Annotated in this window: 21 protein-coding genes; 15 read left to right on the top strand and 6 right to left on the bottom strand. The window is 38.2% G+C overall.

Translation table 11 applies throughout. The features are described from left to right. The first annotated feature begins 87 nt into the window (after positions 1-87). From BN1082_RS09110 to BN1082_RS09090, 5 genes are all read left to right on the top strand, one after another. Entirely contained in the window at positions 88-1,608 is a 1,521-nt protein-coding gene (locus BN1082_RS09110) for an amidase family protein (protein WP_090633571.1), read from the top strand. 218 nt (positions 1,609-1,826) lie between these two features. Continuing rightward, complete coding sequence (gene bcaP, locus BN1082_RS09105; RefSeq protein WP_090633569.1) at positions 1,827-3,263, top strand: branched-chain amino acid transporter BcaP; 1,437 nt, start codon at positions 1,827-1,829, stop codon at positions 3,261-3,263. Between the two features lie 216 nt (positions 3,264-3,479). After that, positions 3,480-4,730: an ATP-binding protein gene (locus tag BN1082_RS09100; protein WP_090633568.1), complete on the top strand. Its 1,251-nt coding sequence runs from the start codon at positions 3,480-3,482 to the stop codon at positions 4,728-4,730. Positions 4,731-4,905: 175 nt separating this feature from the next. After that, positions 4,906-6,090 (top strand): HD-GYP domain-containing protein, encoded by a 1,185-nt coding sequence (locus tag BN1082_RS09095; RefSeq protein ID WP_090633566.1) that lies wholly within the window; start codon positions 4,906-4,908, stop codon positions 6,088-6,090. Between the two features lie 137 nt (positions 6,091-6,227). Continuing rightward, positions 6,228-7,409 carry a hypothetical protein gene (locus BN1082_RS09090; RefSeq protein ID WP_090633564.1) on the top strand — a complete coding sequence of 394 codons (1,182 nt, stop codon included), beginning with the start codon at positions 6,228-6,230 and terminating at the stop codon, positions 7,407-7,409. Between the two features lie 62 nt (positions 7,410-7,471). Here the strand turns inward: BN1082_RS09090 and BN1082_RS09085 are convergent, their stop codons facing one another. Continuing rightward, entirely contained in the window at positions 7,472-9,127 is a 1,656-nt protein-coding gene (locus tag BN1082_RS09085) for a glutamine--tRNA ligase/YqeY domain fusion protein (RefSeq protein ID WP_090633562.1), read from the bottom strand. A 250-nt stretch (positions 9,128-9,377) separates the two neighbouring features. Between BN1082_RS09085 and BN1082_RS09080 the strand changes: the two genes are divergently transcribed. Then, positions 9,378-10,361, top strand: coding sequence for a Gfo/Idh/MocA family protein (locus BN1082_RS09080; RefSeq protein WP_090633560.1), 984 nt, complete (start codon positions 9,378-9,380; stop codon positions 10,359-10,361). Between the two features lie 84 nt (positions 10,362-10,445). On the opposite strand, the gene brnQ is transcribed toward BN1082_RS09080, so the two are convergent. Beyond that, entirely contained in the window at positions 10,446-11,783 is a 1,338-nt protein-coding gene (brnQ, locus tag BN1082_RS09075; RefSeq protein WP_090633558.1) for a branched-chain amino acid transport system II carrier protein, read from the bottom strand. Between the two features lie 368 nt (positions 11,784-12,151). On the opposite strand from brnQ, the gene BN1082_RS09070 reads away from it, so the two are divergent. The 3 genes from BN1082_RS09070 to BN1082_RS09055 all read left to right on the top strand — a co-directional run bounded on the left by BN1082_RS09070 (position 12,152) and on the right by BN1082_RS09055 (position 14,735). Continuing rightward, positions 12,152-13,171: a 4Fe-4S binding protein gene (locus BN1082_RS09070; protein WP_090633556.1), complete on the top strand. Its 1,020-nt coding sequence runs from the start codon at positions 12,152-12,154 to the stop codon at positions 13,169-13,171. 372 nt (positions 13,172-13,543) lie between these two features. After that, positions 13,544-13,909, top strand: coding sequence for an SCP2 sterol-binding domain-containing protein (locus tag BN1082_RS09060; protein ID WP_176699718.1), 366 nt, complete (start codon positions 13,544-13,546; stop codon positions 13,907-13,909). Between the two features lie 139 nt (positions 13,910-14,048). Further along, positions 14,049-14,735: a hypothetical protein gene (locus BN1082_RS09055; RefSeq protein ID WP_090633553.1), complete on the top strand. Its 687-nt coding sequence runs from the start codon at positions 14,049-14,051 to the stop codon at positions 14,733-14,735. Between the two features lie 132 nt (positions 14,736-14,867). Here the strand turns inward: BN1082_RS09055 and BN1082_RS09050 are convergent, their stop codons facing one another. After that, complete coding sequence (locus BN1082_RS09050) at positions 14,868-15,140, bottom strand: hypothetical protein (protein ID WP_090633551.1); 273 nt, start codon at positions 15,138-15,140, stop codon at positions 14,868-14,870. Between the two features lie 508 nt (positions 15,141-15,648). Between BN1082_RS09050 and BN1082_RS09045 the strand changes: the two genes are divergently transcribed. From BN1082_RS09045 to BN1082_RS28525, 3 genes are all read left to right on the top strand, one after another. Continuing rightward, positions 15,649-15,951: a DUF5658 family protein gene (locus BN1082_RS09045; RefSeq protein ID WP_090633549.1), complete on the top strand. Its 303-nt coding sequence runs from the start codon at positions 15,649-15,651 to the stop codon at positions 15,949-15,951. A gap of 59 nt (positions 15,952-16,010) precedes the next feature. Then, entirely contained in the window at positions 16,011-17,150 is a 1,140-nt protein-coding gene (locus BN1082_RS09040) for a DEAD/DEAH box helicase (RefSeq protein WP_090633548.1), read from the top strand. Positions 17,151-17,659: 509 nt separating this feature from the next. Then, positions 17,660-17,794 carry a hypothetical protein gene (locus tag BN1082_RS28525; protein WP_281177003.1) on the top strand — a complete coding sequence of 45 codons (135 nt, stop codon included), beginning with the start codon at positions 17,660-17,662 and terminating at the stop codon, positions 17,792-17,794. 46 nt (positions 17,795-17,840) lie between these two features. Here the strand turns inward: BN1082_RS28525 and BN1082_RS09035 are convergent, their stop codons facing one another. From BN1082_RS09035 to BN1082_RS09025, 3 genes are all read right to left on the bottom strand, one after another. Then, positions 17,841-19,352: an FAD-dependent oxidoreductase gene (locus tag BN1082_RS09035; protein WP_090633546.1), complete on the bottom strand. Its 1,512-nt coding sequence runs from the start codon at positions 19,350-19,352 to the stop codon at positions 17,841-17,843. A gap of 246 nt (positions 19,353-19,598) precedes the next feature. After that, positions 19,599-19,742, bottom strand: a complete 144-nt coding sequence (locus BN1082_RS27400) for a hypothetical protein (RefSeq protein WP_176699717.1) — start codon at positions 19,740-19,742, stop codon at positions 19,599-19,601. A 64-nt stretch (positions 19,743-19,806) separates the two neighbouring features. Next, on the bottom strand, positions 19,807-20,184 hold the full coding sequence (locus BN1082_RS09025; RefSeq protein ID WP_090633543.1) for a DUF1360 domain-containing protein: 378 nt from the start codon (positions 20,182-20,184) through the stop codon (positions 19,807-19,809). 105 nt (positions 20,185-20,289) lie between these two features. Here BN1082_RS09025 and safA point away from each other — a divergent pair, with 105 nt between their 5' ends. From safA to BN1082_RS09010, 3 genes are all read left to right on the top strand, one after another. Further along, complete coding sequence (gene safA / locus BN1082_RS09020) at positions 20,290-20,904, top strand: SafA/ExsA family spore coat assembly protein (RefSeq protein ID WP_090633541.1); 615 nt, start codon at positions 20,290-20,292, stop codon at positions 20,902-20,904. 164 nt (positions 20,905-21,068) lie between these two features. Beyond that, positions 21,069-21,419 (top strand): lmo0954 family membrane protein, encoded by a 351-nt coding sequence (locus tag BN1082_RS09015; protein WP_090633539.1) that lies wholly within the window; start codon positions 21,069-21,071, stop codon positions 21,417-21,419. 50 nt (positions 21,420-21,469) lie between these two features. Continuing rightward, entirely contained in the window at positions 21,470-22,114 is a 645-nt protein-coding gene (locus BN1082_RS09010; RefSeq protein ID WP_090633537.1) for a PspA/IM30 family protein, read from the top strand. Positions 22,115-22,340: the final 226 nt, after the last annotated feature.

Genomic DNA, 22,340 nt, shown 5'->3' with positions numbered 1-22,340 from the left:
TATTATTACAATGAGGAATCCTTTAAAAGGAATTTTGAATATTTAAGAGAAGTATAATGTAAAAATCGATGGAGAGGGTGCAACCTGATGGAGGGCTTTGACTATAAAAGCTATGATGGTCTTGGATTAGCGGAATTAGTAAAAAAGAAAGAAATCCAGCCAAAAGAATTGCTCGCTGAAGCAATTTCTATAATTGAAGAGCATAACCCAAAGCTTAATGCCGTCATAAATAAATTTTACGAAAAAGCGGAAAGAGAGGCAGAGACGTTAGATTTAAATGGAACTTTCGCAAGTGTACCGATGCTTTTAAAGGACATTTCTCAAGAAATACAAGGAGAAAAGATTACTTCAGGCTCAAAGGTTTTCCAGAGTTATCGGGCGGAAAGGGATTCGGAATATGTAAAGCAGGTGAGGAAGACGGGGGCCTTGTTTGTTGGTCAGACAAACATCCCGGAATTTGCATTGATGGGGATTACCGAGCCCGCCTTTTATGGTCCAACGAGAAATCCTTGGAATCTTAACCATACCCCGGGCGGCTCAAGTGGCGGGGCTGCTGCAGCGGTTGCCAGTGGAATGGTGCCGATTGCCGGGGCAAATGACGGAGGAGGGTCGATTCGCATACCGGGTGCTTTTTGTGGCTTATTTGGTCTAAAGCCAACTAGGGGAAGAACTCCGGTCGGTCCTAATTATGCTAGGCTTTGGCAGGGAGCCGCAATAGACCATATTCTGTCGAGGACGGTCCGTGATAGTGCAGCGATGCTTGATGAAATTAGTATTTTTGAAAAATACGCTGCTTTTCATGCTATGCCTTATCAAGGCTCATTCTTACAGCAACTACAGAATTCATCAGATGAAAAATATACAATTGCTTTTTCTTTTCAATCTCCGCTTGGAACAGAAGTTCACCATGAATGTAAGGAAGCTGTCTTAAAAACAGTAAATCTTTTAGAATCGATGGGGCATAATGTGGTAGAGATTCAGGCTCCGGTTGACGGTCAAAAAATAGCCAAGAGCTTCTTAACAATGTATTTTGGTGAAGTTTCCTCATGGATCACGACCATTGAGGAAATGATTGGACGTAAGGTAAAAATGAATGATGTAGAACCGACAACTTGGATTTTGAATTTAGTTGGGAAAGCCACGTCTGCCAAAGAATTTGCTTTAAGCTTAAGAGAATGGGATAAAGCCGCCATTTCTATGGAAATTTTTCATGAAACCTATGATTTTTATTTAACGCCGACAACGGCATTTCCTCCACCGAAAATCGGCGAGCTTGAGCCTAGCCAATCTGAAAAAGCGGCGATGCAGGTAACTGGAAAGCTTGGTATGGGTGGCCTCTTAAAGAGGATAGGCATTGTCGAGCAAGTAGCTGAAAATAATTTAAAAAGAACTCCCTTCACGCAGCTTGCTAATTTAACAGGGCAACCTGCGATGACGGTTCCTTTTCATCTCTCCTCTGATGGGCTACCGGTTGGCGTGCAATTTATGGCGGCACGAGGTAGAGAGGACCTGTTGTTTTCTCTTGCAGGCCAACTGGAACAATCGGAATACTGGGTTCCAATCCAAAGAAATCCTTTTTTTAAGGAAAAAGAAATAGTAATGGCATGATTTAGCGGAGCTAACCTAGTCTTATCGACTGGGTTAGCTATTTTTTTGTGGAATAGTAAATTTATAGCCTATAAATGGGGTTACCCTCTATTGGCATTATTTTCAAATAATTTTATTTTTCAAAATATATTGCTTTTTTGCCCATGAAGATATATTATACCGGTATAGAAATTTTTTAAATTCAGAACATTTCGACAATAAGAAAAGGAGAGGTAGATATGAATCTATTTAGGAAAAAGTCGATTCAGGAACTAATCCAAGAAACAGGCCAAAAAGATGTTACGCTAAAAAAAGAATTGGGTGCATTTGATTTATCGATGCTTGGAATTGGAGCAATTATAGGAACAGGGATATTCGTGTTAACTGGAGTAGCCGCGGCAGAACATGCAGGACCTGCGCTTATTATATCTTTTATCTTATCTGGTTTAGCCTGCGTTTTTGCAGCCCTATGTTATGCAGAATTTGCCTCAACTGTTCCCGTATCAGGAAGTGCTTATACGTATAGCTATGCAACATTTGGAGAATTACTTGCATGGATTTTGGGGTGGGATTTAATCCTTGAATACGGGTTTGCCTCATCTGCTGTTGCCAGCGGCTGGTCAGGATATTTTCAAGGGTTGTTAGCAGGGTTTGGGATCCATTTTCCTAAAGCGATAACGAGTGCCTATGATCCGGCACACGGAACTTTTGTTGATGTTCCGGCAATCTTAATCGTCTTCTTAATTACCTTTCTATTAACACAAGGCGTAAAAAAGTCAGCTCGCTTAAATAGTATTATGGTAACTATTAAGTTAGCAGTTGTTCTATTGTTTATCGGTGTCGGTGTTTGGTATGTGAAACCGGTAAACTGGTCACCATTTATGCCATTTGGATTCTCAGGTGTAACAGCAGGTGCAGCTACTGTCTTCTTTGCATACATTGGCTTCGATGCCGTTTCTACTGCTGCTGAGGAAGTAAGAAACCCACAAAAAAATATGCCAATAGGGATTATTGCTTCACTTCTTGTTTGTACGGTTTTATATATTGCGGTTTCAGCCATCTTAACTGGGATTGTGCCTTATCAAAAGCTTGATGTGAAAAACCCAGTTGCCTTTGCCCTAACCTACATCCATCAGGATTGGGTCGCTGGTTTTATCTCGCTCGGCGCGATTATTGGGATAACCACGGTATTACTTGTCATGATTTATGGTCAAACTAGGCTTTTCTATGCTATCAGCCGTGACGGTTTATTACCAAAGTTTCTGTCTAAAATTGATAAGAAGAAGCAAACGCCATTGATTAATTCATGGATAACGGCTTTACTCGTCTCTATCTTTTCCGGTTTCATTCCTCTTGGCAAATTGGCCGAATTAACCAACCTTGGGACATTATTTGCCTTCATGACAGTAGCGATAGGGATATTATACCTACGTAAAAACAAACAGGTACCAAAGACGGGATTCCGTGTTCCATTTGTCCCGTATATACCAATTCTTGCTTTTGTCTTCTGCGGCTACTTAGCTATCCAATTGCCTAAAGTTACATGGATTGCCTTCGCTGTATGGCTTGTTGTAGGGTTGTTCGTGTACTTCGGTTATGGACGAAAGCATTCTAATTTGAATATAGATGGGGATCATTTGAAAGAGGCAGGTAAATTAAAGGTTAAGAGCAATTGATTTGAAGAAAATGGATAGGAGATAGAACTTTTGTAGGTAGGGCTTGCTTCAAGCAAGCTCTTTTTGTCGATTTGTAGGACTTTTTGTCGATTCCAATCGATTTTTTTTAAAAAAATATCAATTTTATTAGTAAAAGATGGTACAATAGGAAGAGATAACAATTAATTATAGTTTTCAGAAATTTTATTGATAAGTCTGGAACGGAGCGTTTCGAAAATGAATGAAGGGATAAAAAGTCCTAAATTAGTATTTGAAGAGAAAAAGGCTATTAAATTATTTCTTTGGTTATTTTACATCTTTTATATTTCATTTGATTTATTTTATGACATTTTAATCCCTATTTATGCAAAAAAAGAGACAATTGGTATTTTAAACACAGGTCTCGGCCTTTGGCTTTATGTTTTGATATTGGGGCTACTGCCAATTGCATTCTATTTAATAAAAAAAGATAACCCCTATCCGGTTAAATATTTATACCTTTTTGGATATATAATTTTAGATACGGTTAATAATCTTATAATTTATTTAGGCTCGACAAAGACATTTTCAGCTGGTAACATTGTTGAAATTTTGTTCGTAGTTTTTTCACCAGTTTTTGTTAGTAAAAAATACTTTTGGACCGTTACAATTGGAATAATTGGGAAATACTTTTTCATTGGGCTTATTTTACATGATAAAGTCGTGCTTTACCCAATGATTATCCTTCTTCCGATTTCAGCTATTGCATTCACCATTTTAAATCGATTTTTTTCCTATATAAATACACTTACCGATATGCATGAAGAATTGCTACAAAAAGAAAAGCTTGCTGTTATTGGTCAAATGTCTACAGCAATTGGTCATGAAATTCGCAATCCACTTTCCTCATTAAAAGGATTTATACAACTGCAAAGGGAAAGTTATCCAAATACAAATGATTTTTATCCAATTATGATTGAAGAAGTCGACCGTATTAATTCCATAGTCAGTGATTTGATGGATCTTGGAAAACCGAGGGTAATTACATTTGAAAAATCTAACATTGAAGAAATAATTGCCTATACCACATCTATTACACAACAGCAGGCACAAGGAAAGGGTGTAACGATTGAAACGATTACTGAAGAACCATTGCCACCTATTTATTGTGATGAAAAACAGTTGAAGCAAGTGTTTATTAATTTAATCAAAAATGCAATTGAAGCTATGAGTGAAGGAGGAAGGATAAAAATTAAGCTGAAAACTATTTTAGGTCAAAAGCTGTACGTTGCTATTGAAGATGAAGGGTGCGGAATTCCCGAAGAAAACATTCCCAATTTAGTTGAGCCGTTCTTTACTACTAAAAAGGAAGGAACGGGGCTTGGTTTAATGGTATCAAATCAAATTATTAAAGATCATAAGGGTGTACTCAATATCAAGAGTATTTCAGAGAAAGGAACTACTGTAGAAATTTTGCTGCCATTACAACAATCAAAAGCTTTCTTTTAATTGAATTTCAAATTAATTCCTAAAAACCTAAAATAATCTATTATTTTACATAAATCTTCAAATTTTTTATACTTCTAATAAAATTAATGATTTATAATGTAGAAAAGTGCAATATAGAAACTCAATTTTTATAGAAGTGTGAGAATAAGGGATTTATATAACGTGAGGTCTCTATATGAAAAAACAAATAATTGACCCAAATATAATAAATGAAGAAGGTAGAACAGTAAAATGGTTTTTAGTTCTTTTTTACATTATTTATATTGGGTTTGACTTTTCCTATACCTTTATTTCAAAATATATTCCAACATTAAAAGATGATACCCCCGACATTCTACGGACTTGGATATATTTGGTTATGTTTGCTCTGATTCCGCTTGCCTGGTACTTATACAAAAAACAAAAAACTTATCAAATAAAATATATTTATTTTACTTGTTATACATTTTTAACTTTTCTTAACGATATTATCACATATATTGGAAAACCAGAAATGTATAAAAGTGGAAATATAGTTGAAGTCCTATGGCTTTTGTTATCCCCAATTTTTGTTAATACTTCATTTTTAAGAGTAGTTATTGTCGGACTATCTCTGAAATATCTTCTGGTTGGATTAATTATTCATGCTCCTAATGCATTATTAAGTTTATTATTGATAGCTATTCTGTCAGTATTTGCATGTATCCTTTTAAGTCGTTTCCAAGCATATGTTAAAGCTGTAAAAACATCCTATGACCATCAGCTTATAGGAATTGTAAAAGGTGTAATTGCAACCTTAGAGCTTAAAGACCCTTACACAAAGGGGCATAGTGAACGTGTTGCCTCATACGCCCATGTTTTAGCAAAAGAAACTAAGAAATTTACGGTTGATGAGTTAAGAGCCTTTAATTATGCCTGCTTACTTCATGATATCGGTAAAGTACATATTCCAGATCAAATACTAATGAAACCTACTAAACTTACAAAAGAAGAATATGAGATTATAAAATCACACACTACAGTTGGGGCTGAGGCAGTTTCAAAGGTAGAGGGATTACAAAATGGTATTGATGTGATTCGCTCTCACCATGAACGTTGGGATGGGAAAGGTTATCCTGATGAGTTGAAAAAAGAACAGATCCCCTATCTTGCGCGAATTGCAGCAATTGCAGATGCATTTGATGCGATGACATCAACGAGGTCATATCGATCAGCATTACCTGTTGAAGAAGCCTATAAGCGTATACTAGATGGAAGGGATACGCAATTTGATCCAGAATTAGTAGATTTATTTCAAGAAATATTTCCTATTTGGGTAGAAATTCATAAAAAATTATCAAACAACATTGAACCACTACAATTAAAGGAGGTGAATCCATGAAAATCCGTAAGCTTAAAAAAATAAAGGCAACAGGTCCATGTTGGTGGTGTGCGTGGTTGTAATCAAATTATGTATCAAGAGGGTGCCATGTATTTGCTTGGCATCCTTCTTTTATAAAAATTTTTAAGGGTGTTAAAATGAATCTTTCACTCCATTCACGTCTTTCGTTAGTCCCAATCGAAATTCGTAAAGATAAAAAAAATTATATCGTCGAGGATCACACCTCAGGTGAGTTCTATGAAATGCCGATGATTTGTATTGATGCCATCAATTTGATGATTAAGGGAGAATTATTAGGTGAAATTGAAACGCATCTTAAGAGAAAGTATCCAGAGGAAGAGGTTGACCTCCTTGATTTTGCGGAGCAGCTTTTAGAGTTACAATTGATTGAGGAAATTGACGGTGCCAAAGTTGAGGGTAAGGAAAAGAAGAAGGAGAGCTTAGGCTTTGTGAAAATTCCACCACAGTTGGGAACCTTCTTTTTTAATAAGTTTACCTATATCGTTTATATTGGACTTTTTATCGTAAATATTTTTCTACTTATCTCTCATCCTACTTTATTCCCACATTACAAGGACATTTTTATCTTTAATGTTATGGCTTTAAATATTCCGGCATGGATGTTCATTACAGCTGCTTTGGTATTAATCCATGAACTTGGTCATGTGATAGCCATGAGATCAAAAAATCTTCCGACTAAGTTGGAAATTGGACACCGTTTATTCATTGTTGTTATTGAAACAGATATGTCAACGGTTTGGAAACTACCATCAAAGGAACGAAATGTCCTTTATTTAGCAGGGATTTGTTTTGATACAGTAATCCTTTTTCTAGCGTTATTTAGTCAGTTGATTTTTGCAAACGGGTCAGGGATTTTTTTGAGTATTATGCATGTGGTAGTTCTTGATACTTTCATTCGTATGGTCTATCAATGCGGCGTCTATATGAAAACCGATTTGTATTACGTGATTGAAAATATATCGGGCTGCTATAACTTGATGGAAAATGCTCAGCAGGTAATGAGAAAGTGGATTCCTTTTTTACGAATAGCAACAACCGGTGAGGTCGTTTTTGCCGAGGAAAAAAGAATGGTGTATTCCTATTCTATCTTTTATTTTATAGGGGTATTTTTAACTCTATTTATCTTTATCAGCTTTTATATCCCACAGTTATTGTTTGCTTCAAAAAAAGTTTTTCCTGGTTTTTTAGATGGGCCGGCTTCTCTTCCATTTTGGGATGCCACTTTATTTTCATTGCAAATGTTGATAAGTATTTCATTGCTCCTCTATTCCTGGAGAAAAAAATATCTCCAAAGGTGATCCATAAACTTAAGATAAGTATATATCGGACAAGAAAAAAAGAACCAGGAATGCCTGGTTCTTTATAATTTGAAGGAACTTTTCAAGGAAACAATTCTGTTAAAGACTAGTTTATCAACAGTCGTATGTTTTGGATCGACATTGAAGTAACCGTGTCTAAAGAATTGAAATTTGTCATGCGGACGGCTTTCTTTCATGTTTGGTTCGACAAATCCTTGAAATACTTCTAGTGAATGAGGGTTAACGTTATCTAGGAATGTTTTTCCTTCATCACTTTGATCTTCCGTTTCATCTAAAATGAGCGGCTCGTATAGATGGAATTCAGCTGGAACTGCATGGGCAGCCTCAACCCAGTGAATCGTTCCTTTTACTTTTCTTCCGGTAAAGCCTGTGCCGCTTTTTGTTTCTGGATCATAGGTGCATCGAAGCTCTACTACGTTACCATCTGCATCTTTAATGACTTCTTCACATTTAATGAAATAAGCATTTTTTAGACGGACTTCATTGCCAGGGAAAAGTCGGAAGTATTTTTTCGGTGGTTCTTCCATAAAATCGTCCTGCTCAATATATATTTCACGGGAAAAAGGAATTTTCCGTGTGCCCATTTCAGGGTTTTCCGGATTGATTTCGGCATCAAGCAATTCAATCTGGCCTTCAGGGTAATTTGTGATGACAACTTTTAAGGGATTAATGACACCCATTGTTCTTGGAACCTTTAATTTCAAATCCTCGCGGACGAAGTGTTCAAGCATTTGCGAATCTACCGCACCGGAACCTTTTGAAACCCCAGTTTCACGGACAAAAGCCCTGATTGCTTCAGGCGTATAGCCCCTTCTTCTCATTCCGGAAATTGTCGGCATCCGTGGGTCATCCCAGCCATCGACGAAACTTTCTTCCACAAGCTGTTTCAGCTTACGCTTACTCATCACCGTATTTGTGATATTTAAGCGACCAAATTCGATTTGCTGGGGTTGGCTTACCATCTCGCATTGTTCCACAATCCAATTATATAACGGGCGTTGGTCTTCAAATTCAACCGTACAAATAGAATGGGTCACCCCTTCTATGGCATCCTCAAGCGGGTGGGCAAAGGCATACATTGGATAAATGCACCATTTATCGCCAGTGTTATGGTGTGTTGCGTGAGCAATTCGATAAATAACGGGGTCGCGCAAATTAATATTTGGGGAAGCCATATCGATTTTTGCCCGCAGCACTTTTTCACCGTTTGCAAATTTTCCAGCCCTCATTTGCTCAAATAATTCGAGGTTTTCCTCGATTGAACGATTGCGGAAGGGACTATCTTTTCCTGGTTCTGTTAGCGTTCCGCGATATTCACGGATCTCGTCAGCCGAAAGGTCATCGACATAGGCAAGTCCTTTTTTAATTAATAGGATGGCACGGTTATACATTTCCTCAAAATAATTCGATGCAAAAAATAGATCGTCCCATTCAAAGCCAAGCCACTTCACATCTTCTTTAATCGAATTAACGAATTCGATATCTTCCTTTAAAGGATTTGTATCATCAAATCGTAAATTCGTCTTTCCGCCAAATTCATCAGCTAGACCAAAGTTAATAATAATCGATTTGGCATGGCCAATATGCAAATATCCGTTTGGCTCTGGAGGGAAACGTGTAACAATTTTATCGTGTTTTCCTGATTCTAAGTCCTTGATCATGATATCTTTAATAAAATTTGATGTTTGATTCTCCACCCAATTCAACCTCTTTCATCATATCTACTTATTTATACATAACATAAATACTGATATTTTTCCATTGTACCTGATTATTCCGTGGAAAAACAGTGTAGAATGGAATTTTTTAGGCGTTTACTGGCTTCATTTTTTGCTTGTTACGACAATTGTGGAAAATAAACGGACTTACGACAAACTAGCAATTGGTAAACACCGCTTAAAAAAGCTACAATATTAAGGAAAGCTACAAATGAGAGGAGAACATCGAATGGTTAACTTTGCAACAGTCGGGACCGGATGGATAACGCATTCTTTTATTAAAGCAGCACAGTATAGCAAACAATTTCAATTAGTCGGAGTCTATTCCCGTACAGAAGATCAAGCAAAAGAGCTTGCTGATATATATAATGCCTCCCATTTTTTTACGGATTTAGATGAAATGGCAAAATGTCCTGACATTCAGGCAGTCTATATCGCTTCACCTAATTCTCTACATTATGGACAAGCACTTACTTTTTTGAAAAATAAAAAGCATGTTATCTGTGAAAAGCCGATTTTTTCAAATTTGCGCGAATTAGAGGAGGCATATCGGATTGCCGATGAGAATGGGGTTTATTTATTTGAAGCGATTCGCAATATCCATACTCCAAACTTTCAAATATTAAAAGAAAAGCTCTCGATGGCAGGAAAGCTTAGAAGCGCGATATTGCCGTACATACAATATTCATCTCGATATGATAAATTTTTGGCTGGAGAAGAACCGAATATTTTCTCTCCTCATTTTTCAGGGGGAACAATTGTAGATTTAGGTGTATATCCCATCTATTTAGCGGTAGGGTTGTTTGGTGCTCCGAAAAAAGTAGCCTACCATCCTGTCATATTACGGACCGGAGTAGATGGCAGCGGGACCCTCGTATTAGAGTATGATGGATTCGTGTGTACTATTATTTGCTCAAAAGTAGCCCATTCGGTGATCCCATGTGAGATACATGGCGAAATGGGGACCTTTGTTCTTGCAGATGCAGCACCCATCTCTGAAATTAAATTCTATGATAGCCATACTCAAAAAAGCCAAGTCTTAAGTGGTAAGCAGGAAGAAAAAGACATGGTTTATGAGTGTATTAACATGGCAAAAATCATTGGGATAAAAGATGACAAAGAATACGAGATTTTAAGAAATTGGAGCAAAATTGTTCTTGGAATTACCGAAGAAGCGAGAAAACAAAATAACATTGTGTTTGATGGGGAATAGAAAAGCGGAAGTGCCTTGGGCAGCCCCGACAAGCATAACGCTCACCAAATGAGAAGAAGGTCAGGAATTCCTGACCTTCTTTATTTATGAAATTTTTTCCATTTTAATTTCTTTTGGGGTTGATGGCTTTCCGAATTTCTCTAAGATAAATCCGGCCAAACCTCCGATCACGGCAGGAACGATCCAGTCGAACCCAACCGATGCTAGTGGAAGTTTCTCCGTAATTGAATCTAGAAAAGCCCAGTCTAGACCAAACATTTTTAGACCGTCAAACAAGCTTACAATACCGGTTAGTAGCATAGCTCCGGCATACACCTTTTGCGAACCGCCAAAGAAACGGTGCAAGAAGGAAAGGGTCACAAGCACAATCGTTAAAGGGTAGGCCATATCAAGAATTGGTACAGAGAAAGCAATAATTTGGTTCAAACCAAGATTGGCAATAAAGAAACTCGCAAGCATAATAATCGTGACAACAAGGCGGTAACTAAGCTTTGGAAATATTTTTGAGAAAAATACTCCACATGAAATCGTAATTCCGACACATGCCGTAAAACATGCTAATGTAAAGATCGCTCCTAACAACATTTTTCCACCATTACCAAACAGAATAGTGGCAGCATTTGATAAAACAGCCGTCCCGTTATCGAAGGTACCGTATGCAGACATTTTGGCACCTAGGTAGCCAATAGCAATATAGACAAGAGTTAGGGCAGCACCTGCCACTAAACCTGCTTTTATGGTGAATTTCGTTAACTGTTTTTGATCATTGACGCCTTTTTGCTGAATGGTCGTTATTATAACAATACCGAACGCAAGCGAACCAAGAGCATCCATTGTTGAATATCCATCGAGTAAGCCTTTAAATAAGGCAGCCGTGTGATAGTTTACATCGGGTGCTTTTATTGGTTTATCTAAATTTAGGAACCCTATGACACAAAGGACACCAATCGATAGTAGTAAAGTGGGTGTAATAAAACGTCCTGAATAACTTACCATTTTTGATGGATTTAGGCTAAATAGATAGGCAATGAAAAAGAATACAGCCGTAAAACCTAGTAAAAGGGCTGAATGGTGGGATGGAACGTTTCCTACAAAAGATTTGAAGCCCATTTCAAACGCAACGTTTGCGTTCCTCGGAATTCCAAAGAAAGGTCCAATTGATAAGTAGATTGCAACGGTAAAAATAGTTCCAAACCATGGGTGGACGCGATTTCCAAGCGCGTTTGCACTATCATTTATAAGCGCAATTGCCGTAAGGACGACAAGTGGCAGGCCTACTGCTGTGATAATAAATCCAATAATCGCCGGCCAAAAGGATGTCCCTGCACCCATACCTAAAAATGGTGGGAAAATTAAGTTGCCCGCTCCAAAAAACATGGAAAATAGCATTAATCCGACAAAAAATATGTCTTTCTTTTTCACTAGACTTTCTCCTTTTATCTGAAAAATAAAAAGCCCGTCCCAATAGAAGGGACGAGCATAATCGCGTATCTTGCGGGTTTCGATCAACGTACCATCATACGCTACTCTTCTCGTCATTAATTTTTATATTTCTTAAAAAGTCTGAAGCAATTTCAATAAAGAAATTATATTCTATTTTAATAGTTTTGCAAGCCTCTTTTTCTTTTTTAATTCAATAGAAAGACTATATTGATATAATAAAAAATATTTTGTCCGTATTGCGAAAGAGGTTGTGACAACTTAATGAAAATGCTCGTGGTAATGATTTACATCACATTTCCTATTTTGTATGTTCTTTATAGTTAAAGTAAAAAAAGGGGGAAATCGTGATGAAGTCAAAAAACTGGTATGTGAAGCAGCTGAAACGAAAGCCAGTGCAAATCACACGATTTATGGTTCAGGCAGTATTTTTATTGTTTTTGTTATATGTTGGCTTTCGCTTTTATCAATTTTATCAATATTTTGAAACAGCGGGGAAAACACCTTTCGTTGAACGCCCGTCTGCGGTGGAAGGATTTTTGCCAATCAGTGCCTTGGTCGCTTTGAAGGTATGGCTGACAAGCGGCTCTTTCGATCAAATCCATCCAGCTGGCCTCGTGTTATTTACTTTTTTTGTCGGTTCAGGAATTATCTTTCGTAAATCATTTTGCGGTTGGATATGCCCGGTTGGAACGGTCAGTGAGTGGACGGGGATGCTTGGGAAAAAGATCTTCAAAAAGAATTTTGAAATACCCCGCTGGCTAGTTTGGTGCCTGACACCATTAAAATATTTGCTGCTATTATTCTTTATAAAAATAATTGTGATTGATATGCCAACATTTATGGCAAAGGATTTCCTAAATGAGCCTTATAATAAAATCGCTGATGTTAAAATGCTGCTCTTCTTTTTGAACTTTGGCGGCTTCACATTAAAGGTTATTCTCGTTTTGTTTGTCTTATCATTATTCTTTAAAAACTTCTGGTGCCGTTTCCTATGCCCCTATGGAGCACTGATTGGATTAGGTTCTATCTTTAGAATTACAAAGGTTCATCGCAATGAAGCTACATGTACGAACTGTGAAATGTGTACAAAGGCCTGTCCGCAAAGAATTAAGGTTCATGAAAAAGAGGTAGTCGCAACACCGGACTGTACTGCTTGCATGTCATGTGTGGAGGCCTGCCCTATTAAAGATACATTGAATATGACCGTTATACATAAGAAGGTAAATAAATGGTTTATACCGGTATCATTTTTTGTCCTGTTTATTGTAGTAGTTAGTATAGCTAAAATTACCGGTCACTGGGATACGGTCATTTCCTTTAATGATTGGAAAGAACTGATTCCAACCGCTAACGATATTGGTCATTAATTTTTCATGAAAAAAGCAGCCATCGGAGCATTTGTTAATCTAACCAATTAGTGAATGCTTTTTTAAAAGGCTGTGTTAATCTTGCCTGTTGATTTGCGCTCCAGGCGCTTCGCTTTCCGCGGGCGTTCCGGGGAGCCTCCTCGGCGCTTAAGCACCTGTGGGGTCTCCCCTGCCCCGTACTCCCGCAGGAGTCTCGCGCCTTCCGCTCCAATCAACATAGTTCAAAAATCAACAATGACCTTTAACACAGCCTTTTAAAAAAATGGTCGAAAAGTTCAAAAAACTTTCATTGGATTGATACTGATACGTATTAGTATCATTGAACTATAAGAAATGCTTTGGTTTTCCATAAACAAAGGAGGGGTTATCCACATGGCAAAAGCAATCGCCGAATATTCTTTAGCTGAACTGATGACAAAAATCGAAGAAATATTCAATGAGCATCCTGAGCCAATTCGAGGCTTTAACGCAGTTGTTCAATATGAGGTTCACGGTGAAGACACAGGGATCTATCAGCATTTTTTTAAGGATGGTAAATTAACCATTAAGGAAGGGGTAGAAACCATTCCTGATGTTTCGATGCAATTGTCATACGATACTTTCAAAAAATTTGTATTATGTAAACTAAGCGGAACCATGGCGCTAATGACTGGAAAGGTTAAAGCAAAAGGGAATATTGCAACGGGAATGAAAATAGAAACCATTCTACGCAAGTACAATATTAAAGAACCATTCTAAAATAAAGTAATAAAAAAGAGACAAAACTAGGCTTCGGTCTTATTTTGTCTCTTTTTATGTGCGAATTGTACAAGTTTTTAAATCGCCATTATCATTACTTTTTCATATACATATGAAAAAGTAAACTGGGGGAGCCATGATGTTAGATAGAGAGCGAGAATGGGTGTTATCCTTCCTCCCTTATGGTTCAGAATTGTTGTATACGGATACCAATCCTAAACAAGCTCTTCTCCATTTTGTTGATCTAGATGGAGACGGCAAATTGGAAGCAATCGGCATAATGCGTACAAATCAACAGCTGCAGCTATTCACTCTAAAAGAGTATTATGGGCACTTGCGAATCATTTCTATATTAAATGGGCCTGGATATCAAGTAAGTTATCTTGGAACTGCCCATATTAAAAGCCAGAACAAGGTAAGTATTGTGGTAGGATGGAAGGTTGCTTCAATTTGGTCCCAATTGTCGATTTACGAGTGGACAATTCCAGGACTGATTGAGGAAAAACTTAATGGTGATTTTATCTTTAGCAAAATTGAAGTCGAAGATATGCCAGGATTAAGTGGCAGAGACGGAAAAGCAGAAATTGCTTTATGGTTTCATGATAAAGGGGAAGCATATACCGTGGAAGTATATCGCTGGGATGGAGGGAAGTTCATTCTAGCGAAGGATGTGGAGCCCTATTATTTTAAAAAAGTTGCAGCCTATTATAAACAACAAATCAAAGAGCATCCCGACCATTCGTTTTATTATCCTTATTTACATGATGCGGAGCAGAAGGCATCTGTTGTACTGAGGGCCAGACCAGTGTTAAAAAATAGGCTGTGACAAGGTGGTATATTGACTCAAAAGGAGTCATTCTTCGAACCATTGGGATTATGCTGACGATTGGATAAAAACGAATTAACGATTGTAAGAATATGGCCAACCGAAGGAGCTATTGATTCCAAGATTGAAATTTTACCTATATCTTCTTCGATAAACGAACCAATAGCCTGCAAGACCAATAATGAATAACACCGCCGCTCCAGGCACAACAAATGCTTTAAAAGGAGGGAAATCAGCTTTCTTCTTTGTTGTTAGTGCAATGGTTTGATTACTATTTGAAGTTATTGGATCAGTTTTATTAATGATTTTACTAGGAGAAGAAGAATTTATATAAGAATGGGCAAAAACATTTGTACAGAATAGAAAAAACAACAGAGAAGCGAAAATTGAGATCTTTCTAGTCACTATATTCAACTCCGTTATATTGTTATATACTGCTGTTCATTCTACCATCATTTATTGGAGTATATGTTGATTGTCACACATTGTTCACACACCTTTCGAAAATAGAAATTCCTATGAAGAGGAAGAAAAAAACTGTGGCTAACATTTGATGAATCTGAAGCATTATTAAGGGATTTTTTTAAAACAATGTAATTTATTAAGAACAAATTTGTTCGTTATGTGTTATTATGACTATCAGGCTGCTGTAATATTTTTTCCTAACTGAAAAATAATATAAAAAAGGATATTATTTGAGCGCATCCAAGACAATATTTTGAACAGTCGTTCCTTGAAGAGGACTATCACTGGACGTGAACTGCCGACGAGCCTCCACGAACTGGTTGAAATTTTGATGAGCTTTGCATGCCTAAAAATGGGTGTTCTAAACATTAAGTAACGAGGGGACTCTCTTAAGTATCAGACTATGAATGAGCAGAAAGGAGATTTTCATTTTTTGAGGAGGAAGTTCATGAAGCTCTGTTTATTTCTGCTGTTTGCCGGTTTGATGGATGCAGTTTTAACCAATCTTGGCATAACATTTGGTTTAATTGAAGAGGGGAACCCGATAATGAGGCTAGCCATTGAAAAAAGCTGGGTTATTTTTTACATGATCAAAATTTGTCTCCCGCTTGCGCTCATCGGATTGTATTGGCTCCGTCCATTAATTGGGTGGAGGCGGATTCTCTTAGTTTCTACTTGTGTTATCTATTTTTCAGTCCTCTGTTATCATATCCTTTGGATTCTTCTTTATATGAATCATTTTCCTATCTAGACATCTACAGCTTAATGAGATAGTATCAGTGGTACATTTATAAATTGAAGGAGTAAGTTATGTTAAATAATCTAAAGCCATTCTTACAGGATGTGTGGGAAAAATCCGGTTTTCAAGCTACTACTGCCATACAAACAGCGGCAATACCAACTATCCTTGAAGGGAAGGACGTAATTGCGGAATCACCGACAGGGACAGGGAAGACGCTGGCCTATTTATTACCATTATTAAATAAAATTGATCCAAATACGCAGACCCTGCAAGCCGTTGTGTTAGCGTCCTCGCAGGAGCTGGTCATGCAAGTATATCAAGAATTTCAAAAATGGTCTGAAGGAAGCGGAATCCGAGGTACATCGCTCATTGGAGGGGCAAATGTAAAGCGACAACTTGAAAAATTAAAAAAACGTCCCCATGCCATTTTCGCCACACCGGGCCGCTTGTATGAATTTATCAAGCAGAAAAAGGTGAAAATGCATGAAGTGAAGCTGGTTGTACTCGATGAGGGGGATCAGCTATTAATTCCTGAGCATCTAAATACCGTTCAAAACATTGTGAAGTCGACACTGGCTGACCACCGACAAGTTATTTTATTTTCAGCAACACTAAAAGCAGAAACGGAAAAATTGGCGAAAGAGCTAACGAAGGACTCGGAAGTCATTCGAATTCAAAAGGACGAAATAGCATCTGCAGGAGAGGTCGAACACATTTATTTTCTTTGTGAACAACGCGACAAAATCAAGTTGCTTGAAAAAATAGTGCGCTTAGAAAATGCCAAAACCCTTGCGTTTATTAATGATATCGGTGAAATTCAGGTTTTTAAGGAAAAATTACTATTTAAAGAGCTTTCTATTGGAATTTTACATAGTGAAATGAAAAAACTAGAGCGGCAAACGGCGCTTAAGGCATTTCGCGACGGAAAAATGAAAATGCTCATTGCAACAGATGTTGCCGCAAGAGGACTGGATATTCAAGGAGTTACCCATGTCGTCCATATAGATTTTCCCAAGGATGTAACGCAATACGTTCATCGCGGCGGAAGAACTGGAAGAATGGGAGCAGAAGGAACGGTCATTTCGCTTGTTACCGAAAGAGAAGAACGTGAATTGAAAGTTTTCTGCCGCAAATTAAACATTCCCCTTCATAAAAGAATTTTTTATAAAGGACAAATTTCAGCAGAAAACCAAAAGTTAAATAGATAATGGAAATGGCAGTGGACATCCACTGTCTTTTTTTACGCTCTGTAAATCGAAGATGTTGTTTTTTAACTCGGTAGTAAACTTTTTCGCAAATGAAATAGAGGTTTTCGCAAATGAAATCGAAGTTTTCGCAAATGAAACTGTAGTTTTCGCAAATGAAACCGAGATTTTCGCAAATGAAACTGTAGTTTTCGCAAATGAAACTAGGTTTCGCAAATGAAACCGAGGTTTTCGCAAATGAAACTGTAGTATTCGCAAATGAAACTGTAGTTTTCGCAAATGAAACCGAAGTTTTCGCAAATGAAACTGGTTTTTGCGAATGAAACTGTAGTTTTCGCAAATGAAACCGAGATTTTCGCGAATGAAACTGTAGTTTTCGCAAATAAAACCGAAGTTTTCACAAATTGCACTCTAAATTCGGAAGTAATCCGGACAGAGCTGTCTTCAAAAGAATAAGTTTGCATGCTTTCATCCATACTATCATTGAATTTTTCAAAAAGGAGATGAATTGGGTGGGAAGAAAGAAACTTGGAAACGCCAATGCCCAGCGCAACAACAATGTGAAAAAGCCAATGAGGAATAGCTCTGAGCTTGTTGAATTTTCAACAGGAGAAGATCTGAAGCGGAATCGTCCGAATAGTAAATAATGAACAAGGGTGTCAGGCACCATTTTTTTTGGTGCCTGACACCCTTTTATTTTTCTTCAAGCAAATCTAGTGCTTTTAGCGCCGGGCCTTCGATTACTTCCCCAGAATAAGCATATCGAGAGCCATGGCATGGGCAATCCCATGTTTTTTCGGCATGGTTCCACTCTGTTTCGCAGCCAAGATGGGTACAAGTTGTATCAACGAGATAAAGCTTGCCGTTTTCATCCCGGTAAGCTCCTGCTCTTTTACCGTTATGCATCACTACGGAGCCTTCGCCATTCTTCACATCTCCGGGATCTTTTGGAACAAACTCAAGCTTGCCCTTTACAAGATGCTTCGCTACATCCGCATTCGTTGTAATGGCTTTTCCTAGATCAGGGTCGGCATGAAAGCGCGATGGTGAATAAAGTTCCTTATAAGGATTATCACGATTCAATACATAGTCGGCCAATAAATGCCCTGCCATTATCCCGGTTGTCATCCCCCATTTTTTAAAGCCGGTGGCGACTAATATTCTCTCTTTATTCTCCGTCATCTGCCCGATAAAAGGGACGCGGTCTAAGGTAACTAAATCCTGTGCAGACCAGCGATATAGGTAGTCCCCCGTTCCGAACACTTCCTTCGCGAAATCAGCGAGTGCGTGATAATGCGTTAAGGTATCGACACCTTGTCCCGTTTTGTGGGTTTCTCCTCCAATGATGAGTAATTTACTGCCATTATAAGGAGTATAGCGGAGGGAACGAGATGGAGTATCGGCCGAGATATACATACCGCCTGGATAGTCTTTATCCCATTTCACTCCGATTGCATAAGATCTTGATGCGTACATCCTCGCGAAATAGAGCCCGGGTTTATCATAGAAAGGAAAATGCGAGGCGATAATCACATGCTTGCAGGTTACCTTATGTCCATCCTTTGTCACTACTTTCGGCTCGGATTCTTCATCCTCAATGTCTACGGCTGTTGTATTTTCGTAAACATGGCAGCCGGAGTGAACTGCTTCCTCAAGGAGACCCCGCAAAAACTTAAGCGGATGGTACTGGGCTTGATTTTTCATCAAGATTGCGCCCTTTATTTGAATATTAAAGGGGATGAGGTCTTTCATGCTTCCCTCGATTCCAAGCTGCTCATATGCTTCCATTTCGGTTTCAATATCCCTTGCATACTGTTCAGTTGAAGCATACACATATGCATCTTCTCGACTAAAATCACAGTCAATTCCTTTATTTTCGACGAACTGAATTGCGTGCATGTGTGATTCATAATAAAGCCTTGCCTTTTCTTCACCAAAATGGCTTATTAATTCATCGTAAATGATGCCATGTTGGGCTGTCAGCTTCGCAGTCGTATGTCCGGTAGTCCCATTTAAAACGGCACCCGCTTCTATTAGGGCAACCTTCAAACCTTCTTTAGACAGCTGATATGCGGCAGTAATCCCGGCGATTCCAGCACCAACAATGGCAACATCAACAGCTATATCCTCGCTTAATTTCTCAAAGGCGGGTAATTCAATCTCACGCCAATAGGTTTTCGGAAATTTATTCTCAGGTGAACTCATTTGTATTCCTCCAGCATTAGAATGAACTCTTGTTTAATTTTTCCTAAAAAGAGAAAATAATGTGAAGGAAAATAGTATTTTTGCCCAAAAAAGCCATGTCATAAACATGGCTCTTTATTTCATATGAAAGGATGAGAAGGGATGTCGAATCCTTGGACACCGGAAAATGAATTAAATCTTGAGAATCAGGGATTTGTGCGAGCTGCCCTACAGGCATTACAATTGGCCCATTCTGACTAACTGCCATCATTCCTCTTTTTCATCTTTAATTCGGTCAATTCGTTTTGCATCATCTGAATCTAGACCTCTTCTTATGAAATGAATAAAAGTTGCGCCAACAAAACCAAGACATAGGACAAAACCGATGGTCGTGACCCACCAGACTCCCATATTAAATCCCCCCTTTATAAAATATATGCAGGGGGGGAATTTTTTTTCGCAGGCATTACGATTTCTATTCGTCTTTCTTCTTCAAATCTGCATAAAAATCGACTTTTTTTATATTCACTCCGACAAACGTTTCGATAATTGATTGACCGCCGGCAATGGAGAAAATGAGAATAAAAACGTAGGTAACCTTTGGAAAAAGCAAGTAGGCTGTACCAAGCAAAATCGCACTCCAAATCCCGGCACACCAATAACATTTCAATAGATAACCAAACATCGAGGTTGGAACCTCCTTTGATTCAGTACCGCTATCTGTCTCTACCTTTACTTTTTTCACAAAGGGTCTTCGGATAAATTCGGTAATTTTATCAAAAACAATTAAATGAGTTAATCGGTAGCTGGCTAAAATTAACATGAGATAAGTCATCCATGATAGGTCCCTCAATCGTTTGTCCTCCGCATCATCTCAGCGTTAGTTCCTATTTATTTTTCAATCCCCTGTATATTTTGAGCAGGAAATCAAAAATATATATTCGGAGGAGGCGAAAATATGAAAAAAACTTTTTGGATTGGCTTACTGTTTATTCTGTCTCTTTTTTGCATTCCCAATGTTTCGTTCGCCCAGCAAGTTTATATTGTTCAGCCTGGTGATTCTCTATGGAAAATTGCCGTTCGTTATCAGGTCGGTCTATCAGAACTAATAGGTGCAAACCCGCAATTTAAAAATCCGCATCTCATTTATCCAGGTCAAAAGGTTAATATTCCAAACCTTGATGCAACCAAAAGTATTGAAAATCAAGTGATCCAGTTGACCAATCAACAAAGAGCAAAATTTGGGTTAAAACCGTTGACAATGGATTGGCAACTTTCTAGGGTGGCCCGCTATAAGGCAATGGATATGCGAGACAATAATTATTTTTCTCATACAAGTCCAACCTATGGTGATCCATTTACGATGATGAGGAATTTTGGAATCGTCTACAGTGCCGCTGCTGAAAATATTGCTGCCGGGCAGATTACTCCTGCTGAAGTAGTCCAAGCTTGGATGAACAGCTCAGGTCATCGGGCCAATATTCTAAATGCAAATTACACCTACATCGGTTGTGGATATGCAAAAGGTGGATCGCAGGGTTATTATTGGGTTCAGCAATTTATTTCAAAATAAGCAAAGTGGCCACACTTATGTGAGGTAAAGGGTCAGCTCTTTTTATTAGAGTCTGACCCTTTCTACGTCTTGGGACCGATATAAAAATCAAGCTCAGGCGCAATTTTGGAACAGATTGAAAAAAGGTAAGATGAAATCAAGAAAACGAAAGGAGGATAAACAAAATGAAAAAATTTGGTTTACTTTTAGCGGGTGGTATATCAGCTATTGTTCTGCTTTCAACAATTGGTCCGATGGTAGGGTTTTTCGTCAGCTTAGTGTTACTCTACTTTATTTTTAAACAGTTTTTAAAGGCTAAATCGACTGGAGGCAAAATCGGGCTCGGAATCATCGGATTCATTGTTTTGATGGCTTCCATCCATAATGCACCGGCGATCATTGGTGTCGGAGCAGCATTTGTGCTCTACCTTGTATATAAAAAGTGGAATGAAAACAAGCGTACTGCCTCAGTAAAGGAAGAGTCCGATCCATTTGTTAATTTTGAAAAAGAATGGAGTAATTTAAAACATTATTAAGATTTCGTTGTAGGAAATAATTACAAATTTTTATAAAGGAGAGAATAAACATGACAAACTTATTAACAAGATTGAAAAACACAATTCTAGCTGATCTTAACGAGGCTATTGACCAAAAGGAGAAGAAAAATCCAATTGCGATGTTAAATCAATACCTTCGCGAGTGTGAACAGGAAACTGAAAAAGTAAGAAAGCTTTTAGAGCGGCAATATACGCTTAAGGATGAATTTACAAGGGAATATTTACAAGCTGTTGAATTTGCTGAAAAAAGAAAGAAACAAGCAGAAATTGCTTCACAAGCTGGAGAAATGGAGCTTTCCCAATTTGCAGCAGCCGAGCACCAGCAATTTGTCGACCGTGCGCAGCGTTTAAGCGGATCGCTTGAGCAAGTAAAGACTCAGCTTGAGGAGTTAGAAAGAAAATATCAAGAAATGAAGCACAAGCTTAAAGATATGCATATTCGCCGGATGGAATTAATGGGTCGTGAAAATGTAACCCGCGCCAATATTCGGATGAATCAAGTGTTAGATTCCCATACTTATTCCGATAAATCGTTCTCGCGCTTCCAAGAAATCGAGAACTATCTAGACCGCCTTGAGCATCAAGTAAACAGCTCTTATTATCGGAGCACCATAGATGCAAAAATCGCTCAGCTAGAAAAAGATAGGAAATTAGACGAAACCAAGTCCAATTAATAGCAAAACATGTTATTCTAATAAAAGCGGAAGTGCCTTGAACAGCCCCGAAAGGCATAAGACGACCTGCGAGGAGGCAGCTTCTCAGCCACCAAAGTAGGACGGCTTATGACCCGAGGGGCAAGGCACTGGAGCTGGATAGTAATAAAAGCGGAAGTACTGACTAATCATTTTAAAAGGCGTAGAATCCTACGCCTTTTGACCATAGAGAAAAAAGGAGAGGGTG

It is taken from the genome of Neobacillus massiliamazoniensis (assembly GCF_001048695.1).
GTDB classification, from domain to species: domain Bacteria; phylum Bacillota; class Bacilli; order Bacillales; family Cytobacillaceae; genus Neobacillus; species Neobacillus massiliamazoniensis.
The sequence above is the reverse complement of the archived record's forward strand: the minus strand, read 5'-3'. Positions and strand labels throughout refer to the sequence as shown.

Coding starts and splice junctions, on each gene's coding strand:
- BN1082_RS09110 (WP_090633571.1), top strand. CDS start 88: ATGGAGGGCTTTGACTATAAAAGCTATGATGGTCTTGGATTAGCGGAA.
- bcaP (WP_090633569.1), top strand. CDS start 1,827: ATGAATCTATTTAGGAAAAAGTCGATTCAGGAACTAATCCAAGAAACA.
- BN1082_RS09100 (WP_090633568.1), top strand. CDS start 3,480: ATGAATGAAGGGATAAAAAGTCCTAAATTAGTATTTGAAGAGAAAAAG.
- BN1082_RS09095 (WP_090633566.1), top strand. CDS start 4,906: ATGAAAAAACAAATAATTGACCCAAATATAATAAATGAAGAAGGTAGA.
- BN1082_RS09090 (WP_090633564.1), top strand. CDS start 6,228: ATGAATCTTTCACTCCATTCACGTCTTTCGTTAGTCCCAATCGAAATT.
- BN1082_RS09080 (WP_090633560.1), top strand. CDS start 9,378: ATGGTTAACTTTGCAACAGTCGGGACCGGATGGATAACGCATTCTTTT.
- BN1082_RS09070 (WP_090633556.1), top strand. CDS start 12,152: ATGAAGTCAAAAAACTGGTATGTGAAGCAGCTGAAACGAAAGCCAGTG.
- BN1082_RS09060 (WP_176699718.1), top strand. CDS start 13,544: ATGGCAAAAGCAATCGCCGAATATTCTTTAGCTGAACTGATGACAAAA.
- BN1082_RS09055 (WP_090633553.1), top strand. CDS start 14,049: ATGTTAGATAGAGAGCGAGAATGGGTGTTATCCTTCCTCCCTTATGGT.
- BN1082_RS09045 (WP_090633549.1), top strand. CDS start 15,649: ATGAAGCTCTGTTTATTTCTGCTGTTTGCCGGTTTGATGGATGCAGTT.
- BN1082_RS09040 (WP_090633548.1), top strand. CDS start 16,011: ATGTTAAATAATCTAAAGCCATTCTTACAGGATGTGTGGGAAAAATCC.
- BN1082_RS09035 (WP_090633546.1), bottom strand. CDS start 19,352: ATGAGTTCACCTGAGAATAAATTTCCGAAAACCTATTGGCGTGAGATT.
- BN1082_RS27400 (WP_176699717.1), bottom strand. CDS start 19,742: ATGGGAGTCTGGTGGGTCACGACCATCGGTTTTGTCCTATGTCTTGGT.
- safA (WP_090633541.1), top strand. CDS start 20,290: ATGAAAAAAACTTTTTGGATTGGCTTACTGTTTATTCTGTCTCTTTTT.
- BN1082_RS09015 (WP_090633539.1), top strand. CDS start 21,069: ATGAAAAAATTTGGTTTACTTTTAGCGGGTGGTATATCAGCTATTGTT.
- BN1082_RS09010 (WP_090633537.1), top strand. CDS start 21,470: ATGACAAACTTATTAACAAGATTGAAAAACACAATTCTAGCTGATCTT.